Source organism: Vibrio sp. Of7-15, assembly GCF_022347565.1.
Classification (GTDB): Bacteria; Pseudomonadota; Gammaproteobacteria; order Enterobacterales; family Vibrionaceae; genus NORP241.
The window spans coordinates 144960-162796 of the sequence record NZ_JAKRGH010000005.1 but is presented as its reverse complement, the minus strand read 5'-3'; the positions used below and the strand labels follow the sequence as shown (position 1 = coordinate 162796).

General features: G+C 38.7%; 15 protein-coding genes. 4 read left to right on the top strand and 11 right to left on the bottom strand.

Features of this window, described 5'->3' with window-relative positions; all coding sequences use genetic code 11:
* Positions 1-93: 93 nt before the first annotated feature.
* From MHO82_RS08225 to MHO82_RS08175, 11 genes are all read right to left on the bottom strand, one after another.
* Entirely contained in the window at positions 94-840 is a 747-nt protein-coding gene (locus MHO82_RS08225; RefSeq protein ID WP_239183392.1) for an imidazole glycerol phosphate synthase cyclase subunit, read from the bottom strand.
* Complete coding sequence (hisH, locus tag MHO82_RS08220; RefSeq protein ID WP_239183391.1) at positions 834-1448, bottom strand: imidazole glycerol phosphate synthase subunit HisH; 615 nt, start codon at positions 1446-1448, stop codon at positions 834-836. The genes MHO82_RS08225 and hisH overlap by 7 nt, the downstream gene beginning before the upstream one ends.
* A 7-nt stretch (positions 1449-1455) precedes the next feature.
* Positions 1456-2598: an N-acetyl sugar amidotransferase gene (locus MHO82_RS08215; RefSeq protein WP_239183390.1), complete on the bottom strand. Its 1143-nt coding sequence runs from the start codon at positions 2596-2598 to the stop codon at positions 1456-1458.
* 12 nt (positions 2599-2610) lie between these two features.
* Positions 2611-3660: a pseudaminic acid synthase gene (gene pseI / locus MHO82_RS08210; protein ID WP_239183389.1), complete on the bottom strand. Its 1050-nt coding sequence runs from the start codon at positions 3658-3660 to the stop codon at positions 2611-2613.
* A 7-nt stretch (positions 3661-3667) separates the two neighbouring features.
* Positions 3668-5170, bottom strand: coding sequence for a UDP-2,4-diacetamido-2,4,6-trideoxy-beta-L-altropyranose hydrolase (gene pseG / locus MHO82_RS08205; protein ID WP_239183388.1), 1503 nt, complete (start codon positions 5168-5170; stop codon positions 3668-3670).
* 17 nt (positions 5171-5187) lie between these two features.
* Complete coding sequence (gene pseF, locus MHO82_RS08200; RefSeq protein ID WP_239183387.1) at positions 5188-5880, bottom strand: pseudaminic acid cytidylyltransferase; 693 nt, start codon at positions 5878-5880, stop codon at positions 5188-5190.
* Positions 5880-7055, bottom strand: a complete 1176-nt coding sequence (gene pseC, locus MHO82_RS08195) for a UDP-4-amino-4,6-dideoxy-N-acetyl-beta-L-altrosamine transaminase (protein WP_239183386.1) — start codon at positions 7053-7055, stop codon at positions 5880-5882. The genes pseF and pseC overlap by 1 nt, the downstream gene beginning before the upstream one ends.
* Complete coding sequence (gene pseB / locus MHO82_RS08190) at positions 7052-8065, bottom strand: UDP-N-acetylglucosamine 4,6-dehydratase (inverting) (RefSeq protein WP_239183385.1); 1014 nt, start codon at positions 8063-8065, stop codon at positions 7052-7054. Before pseB ends, pseC begins: the two co-directional genes overlap by 4 nt.
* Positions 8066-8225: 160 nt before the next feature.
* A complete protein-coding gene (locus tag MHO82_RS08185; RefSeq protein ID WP_239183384.1) occupies positions 8226-9188 on the bottom strand; it encodes a Wzz/FepE/Etk N-terminal domain-containing protein in 963 nt (320 codons plus the stop codon).
* Between the two features lie 84 nt (positions 9189-9272).
* On the bottom strand, positions 9273-11957 hold the full coding sequence (locus tag MHO82_RS08180) for an SLBB domain-containing protein (RefSeq protein ID WP_239183383.1): 2685 nt from the start codon (positions 11955-11957) through the stop codon (positions 9273-9275).
* An 89-nt stretch (positions 11958-12046) separates the two neighbouring features.
* The gene (locus tag MHO82_RS08175) at positions 12047-13363 is read right to left on the bottom strand and encodes a capsule assembly Wzi family protein (protein ID WP_239183382.1); all 1317 of its coding nucleotides are present in this window, start codon (positions 13361-13363) and stop codon (positions 12047-12049) included.
* Positions 13364-13675: 312 nt separating this feature from the next.
* Here MHO82_RS08175 and MHO82_RS08170 point away from each other — a divergent pair, with 312 nt between their 5' ends.
* The 4 genes from MHO82_RS08170 (at position 13676) to MHO82_RS08155 (ending at position 17811) form a co-directional block, all read left to right on the top strand.
* Positions 13676-13939, top strand: coding sequence for a hypothetical protein (locus MHO82_RS08170; RefSeq protein ID WP_239183381.1), 264 nt, complete (start codon positions 13676-13678; stop codon positions 13937-13939).
* Positions 13940-14083: 144 nt separating this feature from the next.
* Entirely contained in the window at positions 14084-14773 is a 690-nt protein-coding gene (locus tag MHO82_RS08165; protein WP_239183380.1) for a YjbF family lipoprotein, read from the top strand.
* 60 nt (positions 14774-14833) lie between these two features.
* A complete protein-coding gene (locus MHO82_RS08160; RefSeq protein ID WP_239183379.1) occupies positions 14834-15604 on the top strand; it encodes a capsule biosynthesis GfcC D2 domain-containing protein in 771 nt (256 codons plus the stop codon).
* On the top strand, positions 15604-17811 hold the full coding sequence (locus MHO82_RS08155; protein ID WP_239183378.1) for a YjbH domain-containing protein: 2208 nt from the start codon (positions 15604-15606) through the stop codon (positions 17809-17811). The genes MHO82_RS08160 and MHO82_RS08155 overlap by 1 nt, the downstream gene beginning before the upstream one ends.
* Positions 17812-17837 lie beyond the last annotated feature (26 nt).

The following is a 17837-nucleotide window of genomic DNA, read 5'->3' as shown; positions in this document are numbered from 1 at the left end:
AATAACCGCATAAAATATATACGGTTATTCCCTTCCTTGCATGGTAATAAAATAACCACATAAGATATATGTGGTTATTTTATAAAGTCCGTATTATCTAACTGGAATATTGTTTTTTCTAAGCGCTTTGTTGCAATCTTGAGGCGTGTAATCAGTAAAGTGAAAAATACTAGCTACCCCAACTCCTGAAACTTTAGTTTCTGCAATAAGAGCTGCATCTGAAGGTGAGCTTATACCACCAGCATATATTACAGGAATTGATACGATATCTGAAATGTATTCAGCAAGAGCAACACTTCCCCCTTGCATCATTCCATCTCTGCTAACATTATTAATTATTAATTCCCCTGCACCTAAACTTTCTACAGTCTGCATCCAATTAGATAAACTTAAGTCGTGAATTATTTCTCCACGACTATATATTAAAAAGTCACCATCCTGTTCTACAACATCAATAGATATAGTGATACATTGTGACCCAAATATGGCTGAAGATTCTTTAATAAAGTCTGGGTTATCTATAGCATAAGAATTAATAGCTACCTTATCCGCTCCTTTAACTAAAAGCCCTTGAATATCTTCAATTGTTTTTATGCCACCACCAACAGTTAGCGGCATAAAGCAATCTTGTGCAATTTCAGCGATAGTAAATTTATCTATCGCTCGACCTTGCTTCGATGCATCAATATCTAAAAGAATTAATTCATCAACATTTCTCGTATTATATGTTCTTGCAACCGTAATAGGGCTTCCAAGATTACGTCGTTGTTCGAAATTTATGGTTTTAAGGACCGAAAAACCATCTAATAATACCATAGGGATTATGCGTTTTCTTAACATAATTCGATAAAATTCCGTATAAACTTCAGCCCTACAGACTGACTTTTTTCAGGGTGAAATTGAGTACCATGCACATTCTTTTTGTTCACATACGCAACTATATTTTCACCATAATCTGTATAAGCTACATTAACATCTTGTGTATCATTAATTCTCATTGAATAACTATGCACAAAATAAAAGCAACTATTTTCTTCGATATCATTAAATAGACGTAAAGTTCCAAAATCAACATCATTCCAACCCATATGGGGAACAATGAGGGTATTATTCATACTGTCTATTTTTTTTACCACAGCATCAATATAACCTAGTCCTGGAGAAAGATATCCTTCATCACCTGACTTCGCTAATAATTGCATACCAACGCAGATTCCTAATATGGGAATTTCATCTTCAACAACATATTTATTTAAAGCATCAGCAAAACCAGAGTTAAAAATTCTTTCTGACGCAGCAGAGAAACCACCAACTCCAGGTAAAATGATTTTACTCGCTCCCAAAAGTTGTTCAGGCTCTGTAACTAACTCATAATCAAAGCCTAAATGAGAAATAGCTTTAGTTATGCTACCTATATTTCCAACTTTTAAATCAATAACTTTCAGCATACCTAATTTACTCTGGGAAGAATTTCCTAACCAAATTACCTTTCGAGTCTTTAATCAACTCACCTGTTTCTTCATCTCGTGCGAACAACATCTTGTTAGTAAAACGATCTAAGTTATCAAAGAACTCTTTTTCTGAAATATCTAAATATTCTAAAAAGTCAGGTACATACTTCATAGGTACTTGGCCTTCACTTGACTCTTTCAGCGCTTTAATACCTTCTTCACGAGTCATACGACCAGCTCGGATTTCTATACAAATTTGATCAGTTGCGCGTCCATACCCATATTTAATAAACTTCATATAATCATGTAAACCACCGATATACTTACAATCAAGGTTTTCAATATCATTATATGCACCCTCTACAGGTCCATCAGGGTTCTTATTCCACCCTAGACTACAACAAAGATCTACATTTCGTTTAGAGTCCCATTTTTCAAAGTATCCTAGAAATAGTCCAGTTACACCAACACGCCTAACATCTTCATCTGAAGGGTAAATTAGTGTTTTAATTGTATTTAATTCAACCCCATCATGAACAACATCAGAAAGCCTATGCCCACTCATCTGAAATTGTTCAAGCCAATTTCTATCTAAATAATTATTATCTTTTTTAGTCGCAGGGCCGCCGTATTCAAATTGGGAGTTTTCCCCCCAAATAAGCAAAGGAATATTATAATTTACAGCAACACGTACTGGCGCTGTAAATATTCCAATATGCTCAGGCCAACAGCAGTCACCAAGCTTAAAAAAACCAATACGGACAAGCTCTTTATAGTTCTTTCTATTTCCTGATATTTGTATGAGATCGAACCCTTGATCTCGTAAAAAGTTAAGGTTTTTTAGGCCAACTTCGGTAAGCTCACAAGGTGTATGAGTGACACATAATGGATTCATACCATACTTATCACGCATTGTAATTGCCTGATAACAACTATCTTTTCCGCCACTTACTGGAATAATACAATCGTATTGACTGCCATCTTTACTTCTGTATTTTTCTAATAGCGCCTCAAATTCTTTTTCTCTGGATGACCAATCTATATCATTATGTTTTTCATCAGCAGAATAACACGCATCACAAATACCATCTTTAAATACTTGTTCAGGCCGAGTCGTTGGCATAATACATTTTTTACAATACTGCATAATAATAACCTTCTATTTAATAGAGCTTAGCGCTAAAGCTGTGCCTTTTACTAAATCAATTTTCGCTTTTTTACCTAGTACGTCTTCATAGTACTTTGGAGCTAAACCAAAGCCAGGCCGGATACTTCGGATATTTTCAGAAGTTAGTACTTCACCAGCTCGAATATCTTTCACTACATACAATGAACGACGAAATTTCACATTTCCTTTTTCTGCTTCTGTTCGTTCATAATTAACCTTCCCCATCGCTTGCCAAGCAGTTTTCGAATCTTTGCAAAGTGCTTTAAGCTCATGAGGCTCAAGTGAAAAACTATCATCAGCGCCACCACCATTACGATCCATTGTCACATGCTTTTCAATCAAGCATGCTCCCAATGCCACAGATGCTATCGCTGTTGCATTGTCGATAGTATGGTCAGATAGTCCAGAAAGTACACCAAAGCGCTCCGAAATATCAACAATTGTCTTCAAATTATACTGTTCAGCTGGAGCTGGATAACCGCTCACGCAATGCAATACAACTAGCTCTTGACAACCATTTTCTCTGGCGGTTGTAACAGCTTCTAAAATTTCTTCCTCATTAGCCATCCCCGTTGAGATAATCATTGGTTTACCAGTTTGAGCAACACGTTTTATTAAAGGTAAGTCAATTACTTCAAAGGAAGCTATTTTATAAGCAGGAGCATCAAGATCTTCTAATAATTCAACAGCCGAGAAATCAAAAGGTGAACTAAATATTGTAATATCTAATTCTTTTGCTTTTTCAAATAATGGTTTATGCCACTCCCAAGGCATATGTGCCCCTTTATACAACTCATACAAAGTTTGACCATCCCAAAGGCCACCGTGAATCTGAAATTCTTCAGAATCACAATCCATTGTGATCGTTTCATGTGTATAGGTCTGTAACTTAATTGCATCAGCTCCAGCCTTTTTGGCTTCTTCCATTATTTGGAATGCACGATTGATATCGCCATTATGATTAGCCGATAACTCAGCGATAATATACGGTGGAAATTCCGGACCGATTTTGCGGCCTTCAATGGTAATAAATGGCTTCATTTTTGCCTCAATAAATTGGTTTTCGAACGTAATTTTCGTCATCGACTTGTTGGTAGCAAGCTTTCTGGAAAAGCCTGTGAGAAGCGACATTAGCCTTTAAAACTGTTGCATGTAAAGTGACATCTGGATGAATTGCATCTATTGCTTTAAGAGCTTTAAACGCAATACCTTTGCCATAGCTATTTGGGTCAATAAATATTGAAACTAGATAATGTCCCGATCTTACTCTATCTAAACGCACTGACCCCAACTTATAGCCATTTGCTTTATCCATAACCATATAAAAGTAGTCAGAAGCAGATTGCAGCTTTTTAGACATCCACTTTTGGTGCTCCTGCCACGTAGGAATTGCGGGAGTTAGTGCGTGTTTTCTAGTTTCTGGATGACATTGCCAATCATAAACTTGCTTTATATCTTGTGATGAAGCTCTTTGCAGAGCAACATTATCTAATTCATAAGCAAAAAGATTTTCAATTTCATAAACAACCCTTCTTACGCCTCGCCCATCACACAGAGTAAGATTAGCCTTTTTGAAAGTTTCCCAACACTTTAACGTAGTCTCATATCCTTTAAGGAGATCTTTGGCAATTCTACAAATATCGACTTTTATTGACGCACCATGCTCGACAAGTTGCTCACAAATCATCTTTTGATTGTCTGCAAGAGGGACAATTAAGTTAGGTAATCCTAAACAAGCACGCTCCCAACTCGTCGTACCTGGCGCTCCAATTGCTATATCATGACTCAACATTAAGCTTGCCATATCAGATACAAACTCTATATGAGTGACATTCCCCCGTTTTTCGCACCAAGCTGTGACTTTTTGAAAATGGGGAGCTCTTGGCGACAGCAAGACCGTGAACTTTGCCTCAATTTGATTATGTAAGGCTTCTAGCACCTTTAGAGTAGCATTAGGTGAATCTATCCCGCCCATCGACACGAGTACGTTAGGTACATCACTCGTGAATGTTCTTGAAATTGCCCGTTCTCTTTTATTAGAGAAACTATGCTGTAATAAAGCATAGCTACTCCCAGTTAATACTCGTGCAAATGATTTTCGATAATCTAACTCCGAACGACCTAAAGTTTGATCTAGAATTAAGTCAGCCTTGTGATATCTCGCTAAATCATCAATGGCGAACAATCGACAGTTAAGAGATTTTATAATAGTGCTTTGCCACTCTTGCCCAATAGCATAATGATCCGTAATGACAAGATCAGCATGGGTTATCGTTTTGAGAAAATCCCTTGCATCTTCAGACACACTCTTCTGAAGCCAAGATACATAATCAATATCAGTTGCAGGCTCTATTACTGTTTTCGGTTCTGGGAGAGTGACAACATCGAAGCCTCGTTTACCAATAAAGGAGCGCATATCACCTTTTAGCGGTGTACACGCAAAGAGTATGTCATAACCCTTACGTTTCAGTTCATCAGCAAGAACTAAACATCTCATGACATGACCGCTGCCAATCAATAGAGACGAGTCGACACGGAAAACAACCTTCATGGTTTACCTTCACTATATTATTGAACAAGCTTCAAAGCAGAAAATAAGGATTCTGCTAATTCCCAATCTTCAGGCGTATCAATATCCTGAACTCGTTTTCGCGGTAGAAGTACCGCTTTAGAGTGTGGTGAGAATATAGAAAGTTTCTTCAAAAATGCGTCTCTCTGCCCCCAGTAAAACTGACCAGCATCATGATAAGCTTCTTCAAGATCTTGAGACCTGACCTGCTCATTTTCTGGAGAAAACATAGATACTGAACCATGTTCATTCAGTTTAATGGCTCTCTGAATTGGAAACGGAAAAGAGGTAGCACTAAAAGCAAACTGAACATCACCCCCTTTAAGTAATTGATAGCCTTTTTGAAGATCTTCGGGCAAAACAAATGGAGCGGTCGCATATAAACAACAAACAACTTCGACATCCCACCCTTCAGTTTCACACCAACGAATCGCGTGCTCCATAACATCCATGGTAGTTGCATAATCATCTGATATTTCAGCGGGACGTAAAAAAGGCACTTCCGCACCGTGCTCTTTTGCTACATTCGCAATTTCAACATCATCTGTAGAGACAATAATTTTGTCAAAACACCCCGATGCAGCCGCAGCCTCGATCGAGTACGCTATCATGGGTTTACCATGAAACAGCTTAATGTTTTTTCTGAGGATGCGTTTACTACCACCACGAGCGGGGATAACTACGATGTTCATTAACCACCCCGAAGAATGTCAGTAAGCGTTTGAACTACTTTATCTTGCTGTTCTTCACTCATGCCATGAAACATAGGAAGTGAAATGGCCTCGCGATAATAGTGCTCAGATTCAGGGAAGTCCCCTTCAACAAATCCCATGTCTTGATAGTATGGCTGAGTGTGAACTGGGATGTAATGAAGGTTTACTCCAATGCCTCGTTCACGTAGCGCATCAAACACTTGGCTGTGCGTCAAATCAATCTCATCTAATCGTAAACGAATCACAAACAGGTGAAGCCCAGAATATGTATTTGGTAACTGATATGGTAAGACCAAAGGCAAATCAGCAAGCTTCTCGTTATATCCATCAGCAAGCTTATGGCGAGCAGCCACAAAATTCTCAAGGCGCTTCATTTGACTTACGCCTAAGGCTGCTTGTAACTCAGTCATTCGGTAGTTAAAACCTAAATCAACTTGCTGATAGTACCAACCACCATGAGATTCCCCACGCATTAATTCAGGATCTCGTGTAACGCCATGACTACGCAATAAAGCCATTTTATCGGCAAGCGCTTTTTGGTTCGTTAACGCTGCACCGCCTTCAGCCGTTGTCACTATTTTCACAGGGTGAAAACTAAACACGGTGATGTCTGAATGTTCGCAATTCCCTATCGGTTGGCTCTGATATCGCCCACCAATCGCATGCGAAGCATCTTCAATGACTTTAAAGCCGTACTCCTTTGCTAGCTTGCCAATGGCAGCCATATCGCATGGTTGACCACACAAGTGCACAGGGACAACAATTTTAGGTAGCTTATTCTCTGCTTTTGCTTTAATTAACTTATCTTCAAGGCGCTTCGGACACATATTGTATGTGTCTGAATCAATATCAACGAAGTCTACTTGAGCTCCACAATATAAACCACAGTTAGCTGATGCTACAAAAGTAATTGGAGAGGTCCACAGCCAATCTCCCTGCCCTAACCCCAAAGCGAGACAAGCAATGTGTAACGCAGATGTCGCACTATTAACAGCAAATGCATGGTTAGCACCAGTGTGCTCAACAAGCGCCTTCTCAAAAGCAGGAACCTGAGGCCCCTGAGTTAAAAAATCCGAGTTTAAAACATCAAGAACACTCTCGATGTCTTGCTGACTGATATCTTGCTTACCGTAAGGAATCACGATTCTTCTCACACTGTAAAGTTTGGATCTACGTGCTCTTTAATAAGCTCACGTAAGCTTTCAATAGTTTCCCACTCCGTATTTGTACCTGAGTTGTACTTAAACCCAAATGGTACTTTCTCCGCTTTGTGATGTTCCATATACTCAGATTCAGTATAAGTAAATGATACTGAAGGCAAAATAGCGTAATAATGGCCTAAGTCAATAGTATTCAAAGAATCAGTATCAGTGATCATTTCTTCATGCAACTTCTCACCTGGGCGAATACCAACGACTTTAGTTTCACAATCTGGAGCCACTGCTTTAGCAATATCTAAAATTTTGTACGACGGAATCTTAGGAACGAAGATTTCTCCACCTAGATGGTTTTCAAGCGCGTACATCACCATGTTTACACCATCTTGCAAAGATATATTAAAGCGTGTCATTTCTTCATGGGTGATAGGTAATACGCCCTCTTTTTTCTTATTCATAAAGAAAGGAATTACCGAGCCACGAGACCCCATTACGTTACCATAACGTACAACACTAAAACGAATATCTTTAGAACCCTTAATATTATTCGCTGCAGTAAATAGCTTATCTGATGCCAATTTTGTAGCACCATATAAATTTATCGGTGCACAAGCTTTATCTGTGGAAAGAGCAACTACATCTTTTACACCACATGCTAATGCTGCACTAATTACATTTTCGGCACCATCTACATTCGTACGAATACATTCTGTTGGGTTATATTCAGCGGTATCAACTTGCTTGATAGCTGCAGCGTGAATTATCACATCTACGCCTTCACAAGCTTGTATCATGCGATTACGGTCGCGTACATCACCGATAAAAAAGCGTAATTGAGGATAATCTTTGTGCGGATATTGCTGTTTTATCTCAAACTGCTTTAGCTCATCACGAGAAAAAATAATGATTTTTTTTACTTCAGAGTAGCGCTCAAGGATTGTTTTAATGAACTGCTTACCAAATGAACCGGTTCCACCTGTTATTAATACCGTTTTATTGTTTAGCATATATTATCCAGTCAAGTTTATTTCATTTCTCATTTAAATAGCATATGAAGCTAATTTGAGACACATCATATATATTTTAAGGTAGTCGATTTCTCTAGCTACCTTATTAAGGTTAAATTCTATTTCATAAAAATCTTGTCTTTATCTCGAAGTAGTGACTCTATTTTTCTTTTCGAAACACAAACCTTAATAACACAATCGCTATACTAATAAATCCACCTAGCAACGATGCAACAACACACATCAATGCTCGTTTAGGGCCCTCTTTTTCCTCAGGAACGACTGCAGGATCAATTATTTTAAAAGCAAACTCACTCTCAACTTCAGCTAACATTAAGTTCTTCGTTTGTTCTTCTATTAATTGAAAAAATACGGACCTCATATCTGAAACATTTGTTTTTTCTAATTGTTGCTCTAAGTAACCAATATTTCTCTTGGTCTCATTAAGCGATTTATCCTTCATCCAAGCATTTAAATCCCTAACTAACAATTCAGCCCATTGCTGCGCTACCACAGGGGAAAAATGTGTAATTGATAGAGTTACTAGACCACTGTCTTTAGATTCTTTAGTCTTTAATATTTTTTTGAACGCTTTATAAGCTTCCCAATCACTTGGATTAGCCAACTTTCCAGATTTAACAGGACGTACCCATACTTTCTTATCTACATCATACAGCTCTGAATTAATAATCAAACCAGACTGTTGATTCCATTCACGACTTGCCATCAACGGTACAAGCAAATCATGCTTCGCAATAAAAGCATTCACAAACTGCCGAGAGTTAAGGACTGCTAACGCCATATCTTTGTTATCTGTACCACCACTACCTAAGTTGATTCCCGCTAATGAAGCTAAACCTCCAAATTGTGCAGCCATGGCAGCCATACCACCTTTACCACTGTCACTAGAAGATGCCAACACTACATCAGCTTTATAAGTATTAGGCAGTGAAAGAGAGTAAAATACACTAGAAATAGAAAATATAGATGTAATAACAATTATTAGCCACTTACCTTTCCATAATGCAGAAATTAATTCACGTAAGTTAATTTCACCATAGGAAGAATGAGAGTAATATAAAGCTTGGGGTTGATTCAAATCTTGATAAGGTTTTTGATTCATAATTTATTCTAAGGAGTAAACATAAAAAGAGTTAAAAGAAAATAAGAGCAGAGCTAAAGCTCATACTCTTATTACCTATTGCTATTAATCTTTCACCGCACTCCACGCAATACCTATCTGGTATAAAATCTGTGTTGCTGAAGTTAAGGCACTTAAGCCATCAAGGTAATCAGTATCGATTGGAACAATAATTGTGTCACCAGGTTCTAATGGCTTACTGTTACGACTAAACCAAAAAGAGTTGTTAGGCAACATCACAGAACCATCAGCACGAATAACATAAACCCGATCAGTGTCAGCTTGTTTTTTAGTACCACCTGCACTATTAATATAATCTTCTACTGTCATACTATCACTAAATATATGACTAGATGCAAACTGTACTTCCCCCATAACCGAGATGACTTTATTTAATGATGGAATATATAACTTATCACCATTTTCCAGCATTAAGTCGGCTTTATCATTTCCCTTAAGAATCTCGGGCAAATTAAGAACCATACGCCCTAAAGCTTGAGCACTTGCTAATTCATCTGCCACATCCATTGCCTCTACAGGGCTACTAGCATAGGATGCCGATGATGTCTGACGACGTAGAGCTAAACTTGCAATCTCCTGTTTAAGTTGCATATTTAGCATTTTTAGACGTTGCTCTTCTTGTAAACGTAATTTTACTCGACTAAATACAGCTCCTTTAGGGTAAGCAAACTCAGTTAAACCACCAGCTCGCTGAATTACATCATCAATAGTTTCACCACGCTGGAATGTATAAGTACCGGGAAATACAACTTCACCTTGTAATTCAACTTTTTGTTCATCACGCCACTGAGGCTTAGTAAACACATGCAATCTATCTTTAGACACTAAAGATAGATTGGCACCTTCTTTATCATTTAAGATATTATCTAATGAAATGTTTTTATGATTAAGACGTAATTTACCACCATCAAAACCTGCACGAGTTAACTCAGCTACAGTAATATGTGCTGACTCAACTAACCCTCCTGCAGCAACAATCAAGTCTTGAATATCACCATTATCAACCAGTGGATAAATCCCTGGATACTTAACAGCACCAGTCACTTCTACAATTTGAACAGCCTTACCTAAACTCGCTTGTGCTTTTAAGCGCTCTATAAGAGGGGCTAATAACTTTTCTCTACTATTTCTTCTAACTAGCTCTGTTGTCGCAACATCTTCAAGCTGACCTAATTTTAATTTACTAACTTCATTCGTTTCTTCAACGAGAGCCCCTGTTGCATTATCATAACGCTCTCGCTCATCAACTACTGAATTACCATGCTCTAAGCGTAGCTTTTCCATTTGAGCTTGCTGAGTTTCTTGCTCTTTTTTCAACTCTTTTGCTGAATTTGCTTTGTCACCCAACCAATACTCTTGGTCAAAACCATTATTAAATACAAATAACTGGTCACCTTTTTCTAGAGTCAAGTTATCTTTTGAGCTATTTCTAGTAATAGCAGTACCCAAATTAAACTGAAGCACTTTAATTTCACGATTAACCCCAATTTCGCGAACAACTAAAGCATAGTTTAAGTCCGCATTTGGCATTAAGTCTGTATTGACTGATGTGATTACATCACTAATTTTCATTCCTGGAACAAACTGGTAAGCCCCTTGCCTAACAACTGAGCCTCGAACTGCTACAGCATTGCTAATCAGATTCGAACGCTGATTAACACGAATTTCATCTCCATCTTTAATAATAAAGTTATGTCCAGCTTGAGTTGATAAGTCCACCGACTTGATCACAACCCCTTTATCCGTCAAACGACGAACTGTCACTTGCTGGAGATAAGCATCCGCATCGGTTCCACCTGCATTTGCAACCAATTGCCCTAATGTAGACGTACCTTTTAATTCATAAATTGCAGAACGCTTAACCGCTCCGTCAATGATAACTTCTGCACCTTTTGTTGGTACAAATAAAGTATCACCAGGTAATAAGCGAAGATCGCTTTGCGTATCCCCCTTTAACAGAAGTTGATACATATCAACCTCTTTAATCAGTCGACCATTACGCTTTAACTGTACTTTACGAAGACTACCTGATTCTTGGATACCACCAGCAGCAATCAATGCTTGCGTTACTGTAGTCAGTCCATTGACATTGTACGCACCTGGCTGAGCCATTTCGCCAACAATATAGATTTGCATCGTACGCATGCTGCCCATAGATACATCTACGTCTATACCTATAATTTTTTGCTTAATCGTTTTAATTAAGCTATCCCGCAATTGTGAGAACGTTTGACCTGCGACATTAATGGGTCCGAGCTGAGGGTAATTAATCACACCTTCTCGATTAATTACAAGTGAATGCTGCGAGCTCTCTTTTCCATATACTTGTACTTTAATCTCATCACCAGGAGCGACTACATAATCATTCGGTACAGGTAAATCATCTATTGGAGTAAAGCTCGTAGGCTTTCCTGAAAAAACATCATACCCAAATGCCTGTAACTCTTTTACCTCTCTAGGTACCTCACTACTAATGCTTCTTTCTTCATAAGAGTTAACCCTTTCTGGTGGAGTTGTTGGTTTTTTTTCCTGCTTTGAAGCTGAAGGTGACCCAGTTAAAACGCTAATATCAACACCATATTGTTTAGCAAGCATCTCTTGTTGGGATTTAGGAAGGGCTTGAAACTGCTGAATTTGAGCTGGTGTTGGATTGAACGCCTGTACTGAATAAGAGATAAGCACGCCTATAGTAGCAAGCGCAATTGTGGATAACTGAATTCGTTTTGCCATGAGGGTTAATGTTCACTTATTATAAATCAAAAATGAAATACAGAACGGCTATGCTTATAAGGCTCTGTATTCTGTATTCTGTATTCTGTCTAGAATCTCAAATCGTATCCTATCCAAAATTGACTATTGCTTTCTTTAAGAGCTGATACTTTTCCTATTCCAAAGTTCAACTTTCCTTGCTGAAACGGCATGGTGTAGTTTGCTTGTAAAACGTCATATTCGGATACCCCTGTAATAACATTTTCTTCATAATTCGCCCCGATAAGACTTAAGTTATGATCATTACTAAATTGAAGATATAACGATGCCGATACACTATTTCCGAATAAATAACTATTACTACTCTTTCCTGAATGATTTGCTGGATATTGAGCACCCGCATTTGGCCACTGATTAAGCTGCCACTCATCAGTTATAGTTTGTTTTTCTAAAGCAAGCCGTAGAGATTGCCTTGAAAAAGACCACTGCCCATCCCAGCCAATCAGCCTGGCACCGAGTTCACTACTTTTATCAGTACTTGCAAATTCACCATAAACACCATGATAAATTTTACTCTCTGAGGATAATGTTATCGAAGGTAAACTCACACGAACGTCACCACTTAGTTGCTGTTCACCATCACGAAAGCGATTTGTATCAGACCAAGCCTGATAGCTTATCCCTAAAGACAATATATTTAGAGGTCTCGCAACCAACCTACTACTCCATTGAGAATCACTAGTGCGACTGTCTAATTTTGCAATAAAGGTTTCTACATTCCAGTACCCCAGAAAAATATTGTCTCCACCTTGATAGCTCGCTCCCAGAGATGGTAATGGTCGGCTTGTTTGGCTTAAAGTTAAATTATGCTGCCAACCTTGCCCCCACCAACGATCTAACGCACCGACAGTCAATAACCAACTACCTGCATTAAGAGTCAGATAGCTACCATCCCAATTCAACTGCTCTGTGTCTTCAGTGTGTTTATCTAGCTGCTTACTATAATTACTTGAAAGGCGAAAAGAAAAGTCATCATCAAGATGCTCATAACTACTATATAAGCCCCATTCATCTTTATTGCTGTTACCATAACCACTATCTAAAGGAATACGGTTTCCGTATACTGCTTTAAAACGCTTATTTCCACGGTTAAGTTCGGCATTCGAAAGGGCATGACGTAAATGATAGTAAGCTTGTTTTTCAGATTCCGATAATGCCTCTAAATTAATGGCTTTTAGCTCATCAGAGAAAGCAGACCAACGTAGAGGATAATGATTGATTGGTGCGGTGATAAGACCAGCGTCTGAGAGAAGCTGAAGATCAGAGCGAAGGTACGCATCATCAGCCTCTAACCAAGGCGATGAATGAACTGTAGCCGAAGCGACAAATAACAGCCAAGCTGAGTATGGCAAAGTCCTTTGCAACACAATACACCCGAAATAATAAAGCGGAGAGAGGAAAGTGCAAATTTCACATGCTACCGCCCAGAGGTTATGTACGCATCCCCATAGCGCTAGAAATTCATTTGACTAAAACAGAGCATGGACTATACGTTTTTTTTATTCGCATGTTAAGCCTTCTATACGACATATTTCAGGTACAAAGCACCTACCTGTTTATAGTACCTGAAATTCATCATTTTAACTATATTAACAATTTACTTTCACTTATTACCCGCTTAAACTTTAGTTGGGTATCTTTTACCCTACATCGATGTGAAAATTTTAAAAGGATTCAACATGAAAAAGACTGCAATTGCTCTAGTAATGGCAATGTTTGCTACTTCTGCAATAGCTGCAACGGAAGGCTCTGCTAGCTCAACATCTGCAGCTTCTGGTGGCGCTTCTGGCTCAGCTGCTGGTACTGCTGGTGCTTCTACCGCGGCAGCTGGTGCAGCAACGACTACTGCGGTAGCTGTTGGTGCAGCAGCGGCTGTCGCTGTAGTTGCTGTTGCTGATTCAGGTTCAAATGACAGCACAAGTAGCACTTCAAATACTAACTAATCACAATACTGTTTAGTTAGTACTTCAAAGCAACCGCTCTCGCGGTTGTTTTTTTATACAAGCCTCATTGCCTGCTTGAATGTTTACCCCTTACATCATTCATTACAAGCCACTGTAACCAATTAGTCCTTTTGTGGAAATTTCATGTTCACTTCTAAAATAATACCTATTTTACTCTCCCTCATTCTGATGGGATGCACTCAAAAAGTTTCTGATGTTAATGCCACGATTCATGAAGCAATATTTGGCTTTGATGATATAAAAGTGACTAAAGCCACAATCAATGACTCCCCCTACGCTAGTAGTTATGTTCGTATTGGCAATGGACCACAAATTTTCATGGTGTTAGCCCTTGTCGAAAATGGGCAACAAAAATGGTTATCATCCGATAAGGCAATGCTTGTGACTGAAAACGGTAGGATTGTAAAGACACTAGCTCTTCCACAAGATAATCTCGCCAAAATCAGTACAAAAAATAGCACCAACCCGGATTTCCTTTCCCAGCTGACACCACAAACCGATCTCAAAGCATACATAGCCAATAATGATGCTAAAGCATGGAAAACAACTTTTGACTGGATGCCAAATTACCGTTACGGCTACCAAGCAAATATTACATGGGCCTATCAATACGAACAATTGGTCAAGTCTGAAGCATGGGAAAAGCAAGCTCACTATATTATAGAAACAGTCTATTTCCCCTCTTTAAATGAACAGTATCAAAACCACTTTTGGTTAGATGTCAAGACCAATCAAGTAGTAAGAAGCATCCAATACCTAGGTCCTGGAATGGATAGAATCGAAATGACTATTTTAAAACCGTATGGCGAATAAGCGACACCACAGGCATCTACGCAGTCTTTTAATCTACATAATTTAAGTCGAATTCACATTATGAAAAAACGGATATTGGCTACCTTTATTAAGGTGAGCATCAGCCTACTAACACTACCATCAATATCTACACAGGCGACACAACAGCACCTCGATGTACTATTAGTTAACCAGAAACTAAAGCTAGAATATCCAGCGCCAGCACGATTAGAACAGGTGGTATCAGATATTCATAGTAATACTCAAAGTTCACTTTACTGGTTAGGCACACAATTATTTGATGAATCAAAACAACATACGATCGATACAAAAAAACAATATGTTTTAGAACAGCTATCACAGCTAAAAGCCCAAGAACCAGAATTAATTGAAAGCATCAAAAAGCTAGAATCTCAGTTGCTTTTGGCGGAGTTTAAAGATCGTCAGTTTATTTCATTGGATCACGATGTCATACGTATTTCAGAAAAAGCAAACCCTTTACTCAAAGGCAATTTTTCCTTTTACCTAGAAACTAGACCAGAAACGATTTCAATCACTGGACTAACAAAAAAGAGCTTACAAGTCCCATTTATAGAACATGGTCAAGTTTCTGACTACCTAGTTCTTGAAGAAGTAAAAGAAAATTTACTTTCAGAAGCTAACAACAGCTTTGTCTATATAATTCAACCAGATGGTAACATTATCGAAGTTCCATACACATACTGGAATAAGCAGTCATTCTTTTTAGCTCCTGGGAGCATAATCTTTATAGGTTTTAATTCCCTAACTCAGAACTTTTCTAAATTAAATGCTCAAATTGCCCAGTTACTGCGTCATAAGGTGAATTTATAATGTCTATTCGCACCACAGACTCTAAGCCACTCTTTAAATTCTCATTAATAACAAGCCTAATAGCCTACTCACTCTCTGCTCACAGTAACGAATTTAACGACGTAAGCCTAGCGCCTTCACAAACCGACTTTGGAGGCGTTGGTCTAATGCAAATGCCCTCAGGGCGTATGGCTCCTGAGGGTGCATTTAATTTGGGTGGCACCTTGAATAATGAATACCAGATGTATTCAATTTCCTTACAGCTACTTCCTTGGTTTGAAAGCACCATTAGATATACTAACGTTCAAGACTTGCTCTATAGTGATGATCCAAGTTTCAGTGGCTCAAATAAGCTTTCAGATAAAGGGATTGATTTTAAAATTCGACTATTAGAAGAAAGCTATTGGATTCCAGAAACTTCTGTTGGCTTTCGAGATTTTGGCGGAACAGGTATTTTTGATGGTGAATTTGTTGCAGCTACCAAGCGTTTCAACAATCTAGACTTTACCTTAGGCATAGGCTGGGGCTATATCGGCCAAAGTGGAAATATAACAAACCCATTTTGTAAGGTTTCGGATAAATTCTGCTCTCGACAAGATGGCTTTAAAGGTTCAGGAGGTGGCGTAGATTTTGAGCGCTGGTTTGCGGGCCCTTCAGCTATCTTTGGTGGTATTGAGTACCAAACACCATATCAGCCACTACGGCTGAAAGTAGAATATGATGGTAATGATTACTCTAGCGATTGGCCACAAATTAGAGCAGGTCAAGATATGACTCAGCATACCCCTTGGAATGTAGGCTTACTCTACAGACTGGGGAATTGGGGGGATATCAAGGCAAGCTACCAACGTGGTGATACATTAACCCTTGGTCTTAACCTTACGACTAACTTCAACCAAATGAAAGCCATCTGGAGAGATGAAAAGAAGCCGGAATATAAACCAGAACCAGCTCAACATACTGCATATGTGGATTGGGATAAAGTAGCGCATGATATTGAAAAAAACGCAGGTTATAAAGATGTCACTGTTCACACTAATAATAGTGAAATAACAATAACTGGTAAGCAGATAAAATATCGTGACCGGAATGAGGCTCATGAGCGAGCTGCCACAGTACTTGCTAACTCGCTCCCAAGCTATATTAAACAATACCGTATTATTGAAATTAACCAAGGACTAGAAACAACCGAAACGGCCATTGATGCAGATAAATTTAAGCAAATTGCTAATCAAGAATATATCAATGCACGGATGATTGATGCAACGAGTATTTCTGAGCCTCAAGCACCTTCAGGCCAAGAAGTTGCCAATAAAAAAGAACGCTGGGATTACAGTATATCACCGACTTTATCTCAATCTTTTGGCAGTGCCGAAAACTTCTATCTCTACAGTATTGGGTTAAATACCGCAAGTAATTACTGGTTATCTAACAACTTAGAAATTAGTGGTTCTATTTACTTCAACCTTGCTGATAACTATGACGAATTTAACTATATTATCTCCTCTAACGGAGCAAGTGCTGGAACGCCTCGTGTAAGAAGTCTATTCCGATCTTATGTACATGATAACCCCGTTCGCATGAACCATTTACAACTAACTTGGTTCGAACAATTAAGTGAAGAGTTTTATGCTCAAGCGTATGGCGGCTATTTGGAAATGATGTTTGGTGGTATCGGTTCAGAAATCTTATATCGTCCAATGAATACCAACTGGGCGGTAGGCCTTGATATGAACATAGTCAAACAGCGTGATCCTGATAGTTGGTTTAACTTTTTTGAAGAAGACTTTCAACGAAGTGAAGAAGATGGCCGCATCTATCAAGTACTCACACAAGGAATGACAGGCCACTTAACTGGTTACTACATGCCTCAGTGGGGCTTTTTAGAAAGTACATTATTAAAAGTCAGTGCAGGCCAGTTCTTAGGAGGAGATAAAGGCGCTCGCTTTGATTTTTCTAAACAGTTTAAATCTGGTGTAATTGCAGGGGCTTATGCAAGCTTTACTAATCTAAGTGCAGAGGAGTACGGTGAAGGAAGTTATACGAAAGGTTTCTACGTTTCAATTCCGTTCGACATCATGACCGTTAAACCAAGTGCCAACCGAGCTCAAATTAATTGGCAACCGTTAACACGTGATGGTGGGCAAATGCTAGGAAAGCAAAACCATTTATTTGAAATAACTGATTCACGCTCCCCTTGGTATGGCCGCCCTAACCAAGTCAAATAATCATAGTGACTTGGAGGGAATGACAC

What these genes read in the sequence shown, in the direction of transcription:
- pseG (WP_239183388.1), bottom strand. Translation starts at nt 5,170, where the DNA reads ATGAAGGTTGTTTTCCGTGTCGACTCGTCTCTATTGATTGGCAGCGGT.
- pseB (WP_239183385.1), bottom strand. Translation starts at nt 8,065, where the DNA reads ATGCTAAACAATAAAACGGTATTAATAACAGGTGGAACCGGTTCATTT.
- MHO82_RS08225 (WP_239183392.1), bottom strand. Translation starts at nt 840, where the DNA reads ATGTTAAGAAAACGCATAATCCCTATGGTATTATTAGATGGTTTTTCG.
- MHO82_RS08170 (WP_239183381.1), top strand. Translation starts at nt 13,676, where the DNA reads ATGAAAAAGACTGCAATTGCTCTAGTAATGGCAATGTTTGCTACTTCT.
- MHO82_RS08185 (WP_239183384.1), bottom strand. Translation starts at nt 9,188, where the DNA reads ATGAATCAAAAACCTTATCAAGATTTGAATCAACCCCAAGCTTTATAT.
- MHO82_RS08215 (WP_239183390.1), bottom strand. Translation starts at nt 2,598, where the DNA reads ATGCAGTATTGTAAAAAATGTATTATGCCAACGACTCGGCCTGAACAA.
- pseF (WP_239183387.1), bottom strand. Translation starts at nt 5,880, where the DNA reads ATGAACATCGTAGTTATCCCCGCTCGTGGTGGTAGTAAACGCATCCTC.
- hisH (WP_239183391.1), bottom strand. Translation starts at nt 1,448, where the DNA reads ATGCTGAAAGTTATTGATTTAAAAGTTGGAAATATAGGTAGCATAACT.
- MHO82_RS08180 (WP_239183383.1), bottom strand. Translation starts at nt 11,957, where the DNA reads ATGGCAAAACGAATTCAGTTATCCACAATTGCGCTTGCTACTATAGGC.
- MHO82_RS08155 (WP_239183378.1), top strand. Translation starts at nt 15,604, where the DNA reads ATGTCTATTCGCACCACAGACTCTAAGCCACTCTTTAAATTCTCATTA.
- MHO82_RS08160 (WP_239183379.1), top strand. Translation starts at nt 14,834, where the DNA reads ATGAAAAAACGGATATTGGCTACCTTTATTAAGGTGAGCATCAGCCTA.
- MHO82_RS08165 (WP_239183380.1), top strand. Translation starts at nt 14,084, where the DNA reads ATGTTCACTTCTAAAATAATACCTATTTTACTCTCCCTCATTCTGATG.
- pseI (WP_239183389.1), bottom strand. Translation starts at nt 3,660, where the DNA reads ATGAAGCCATTTATTACCATTGAAGGCCGCAAAATCGGTCCGGAATTT.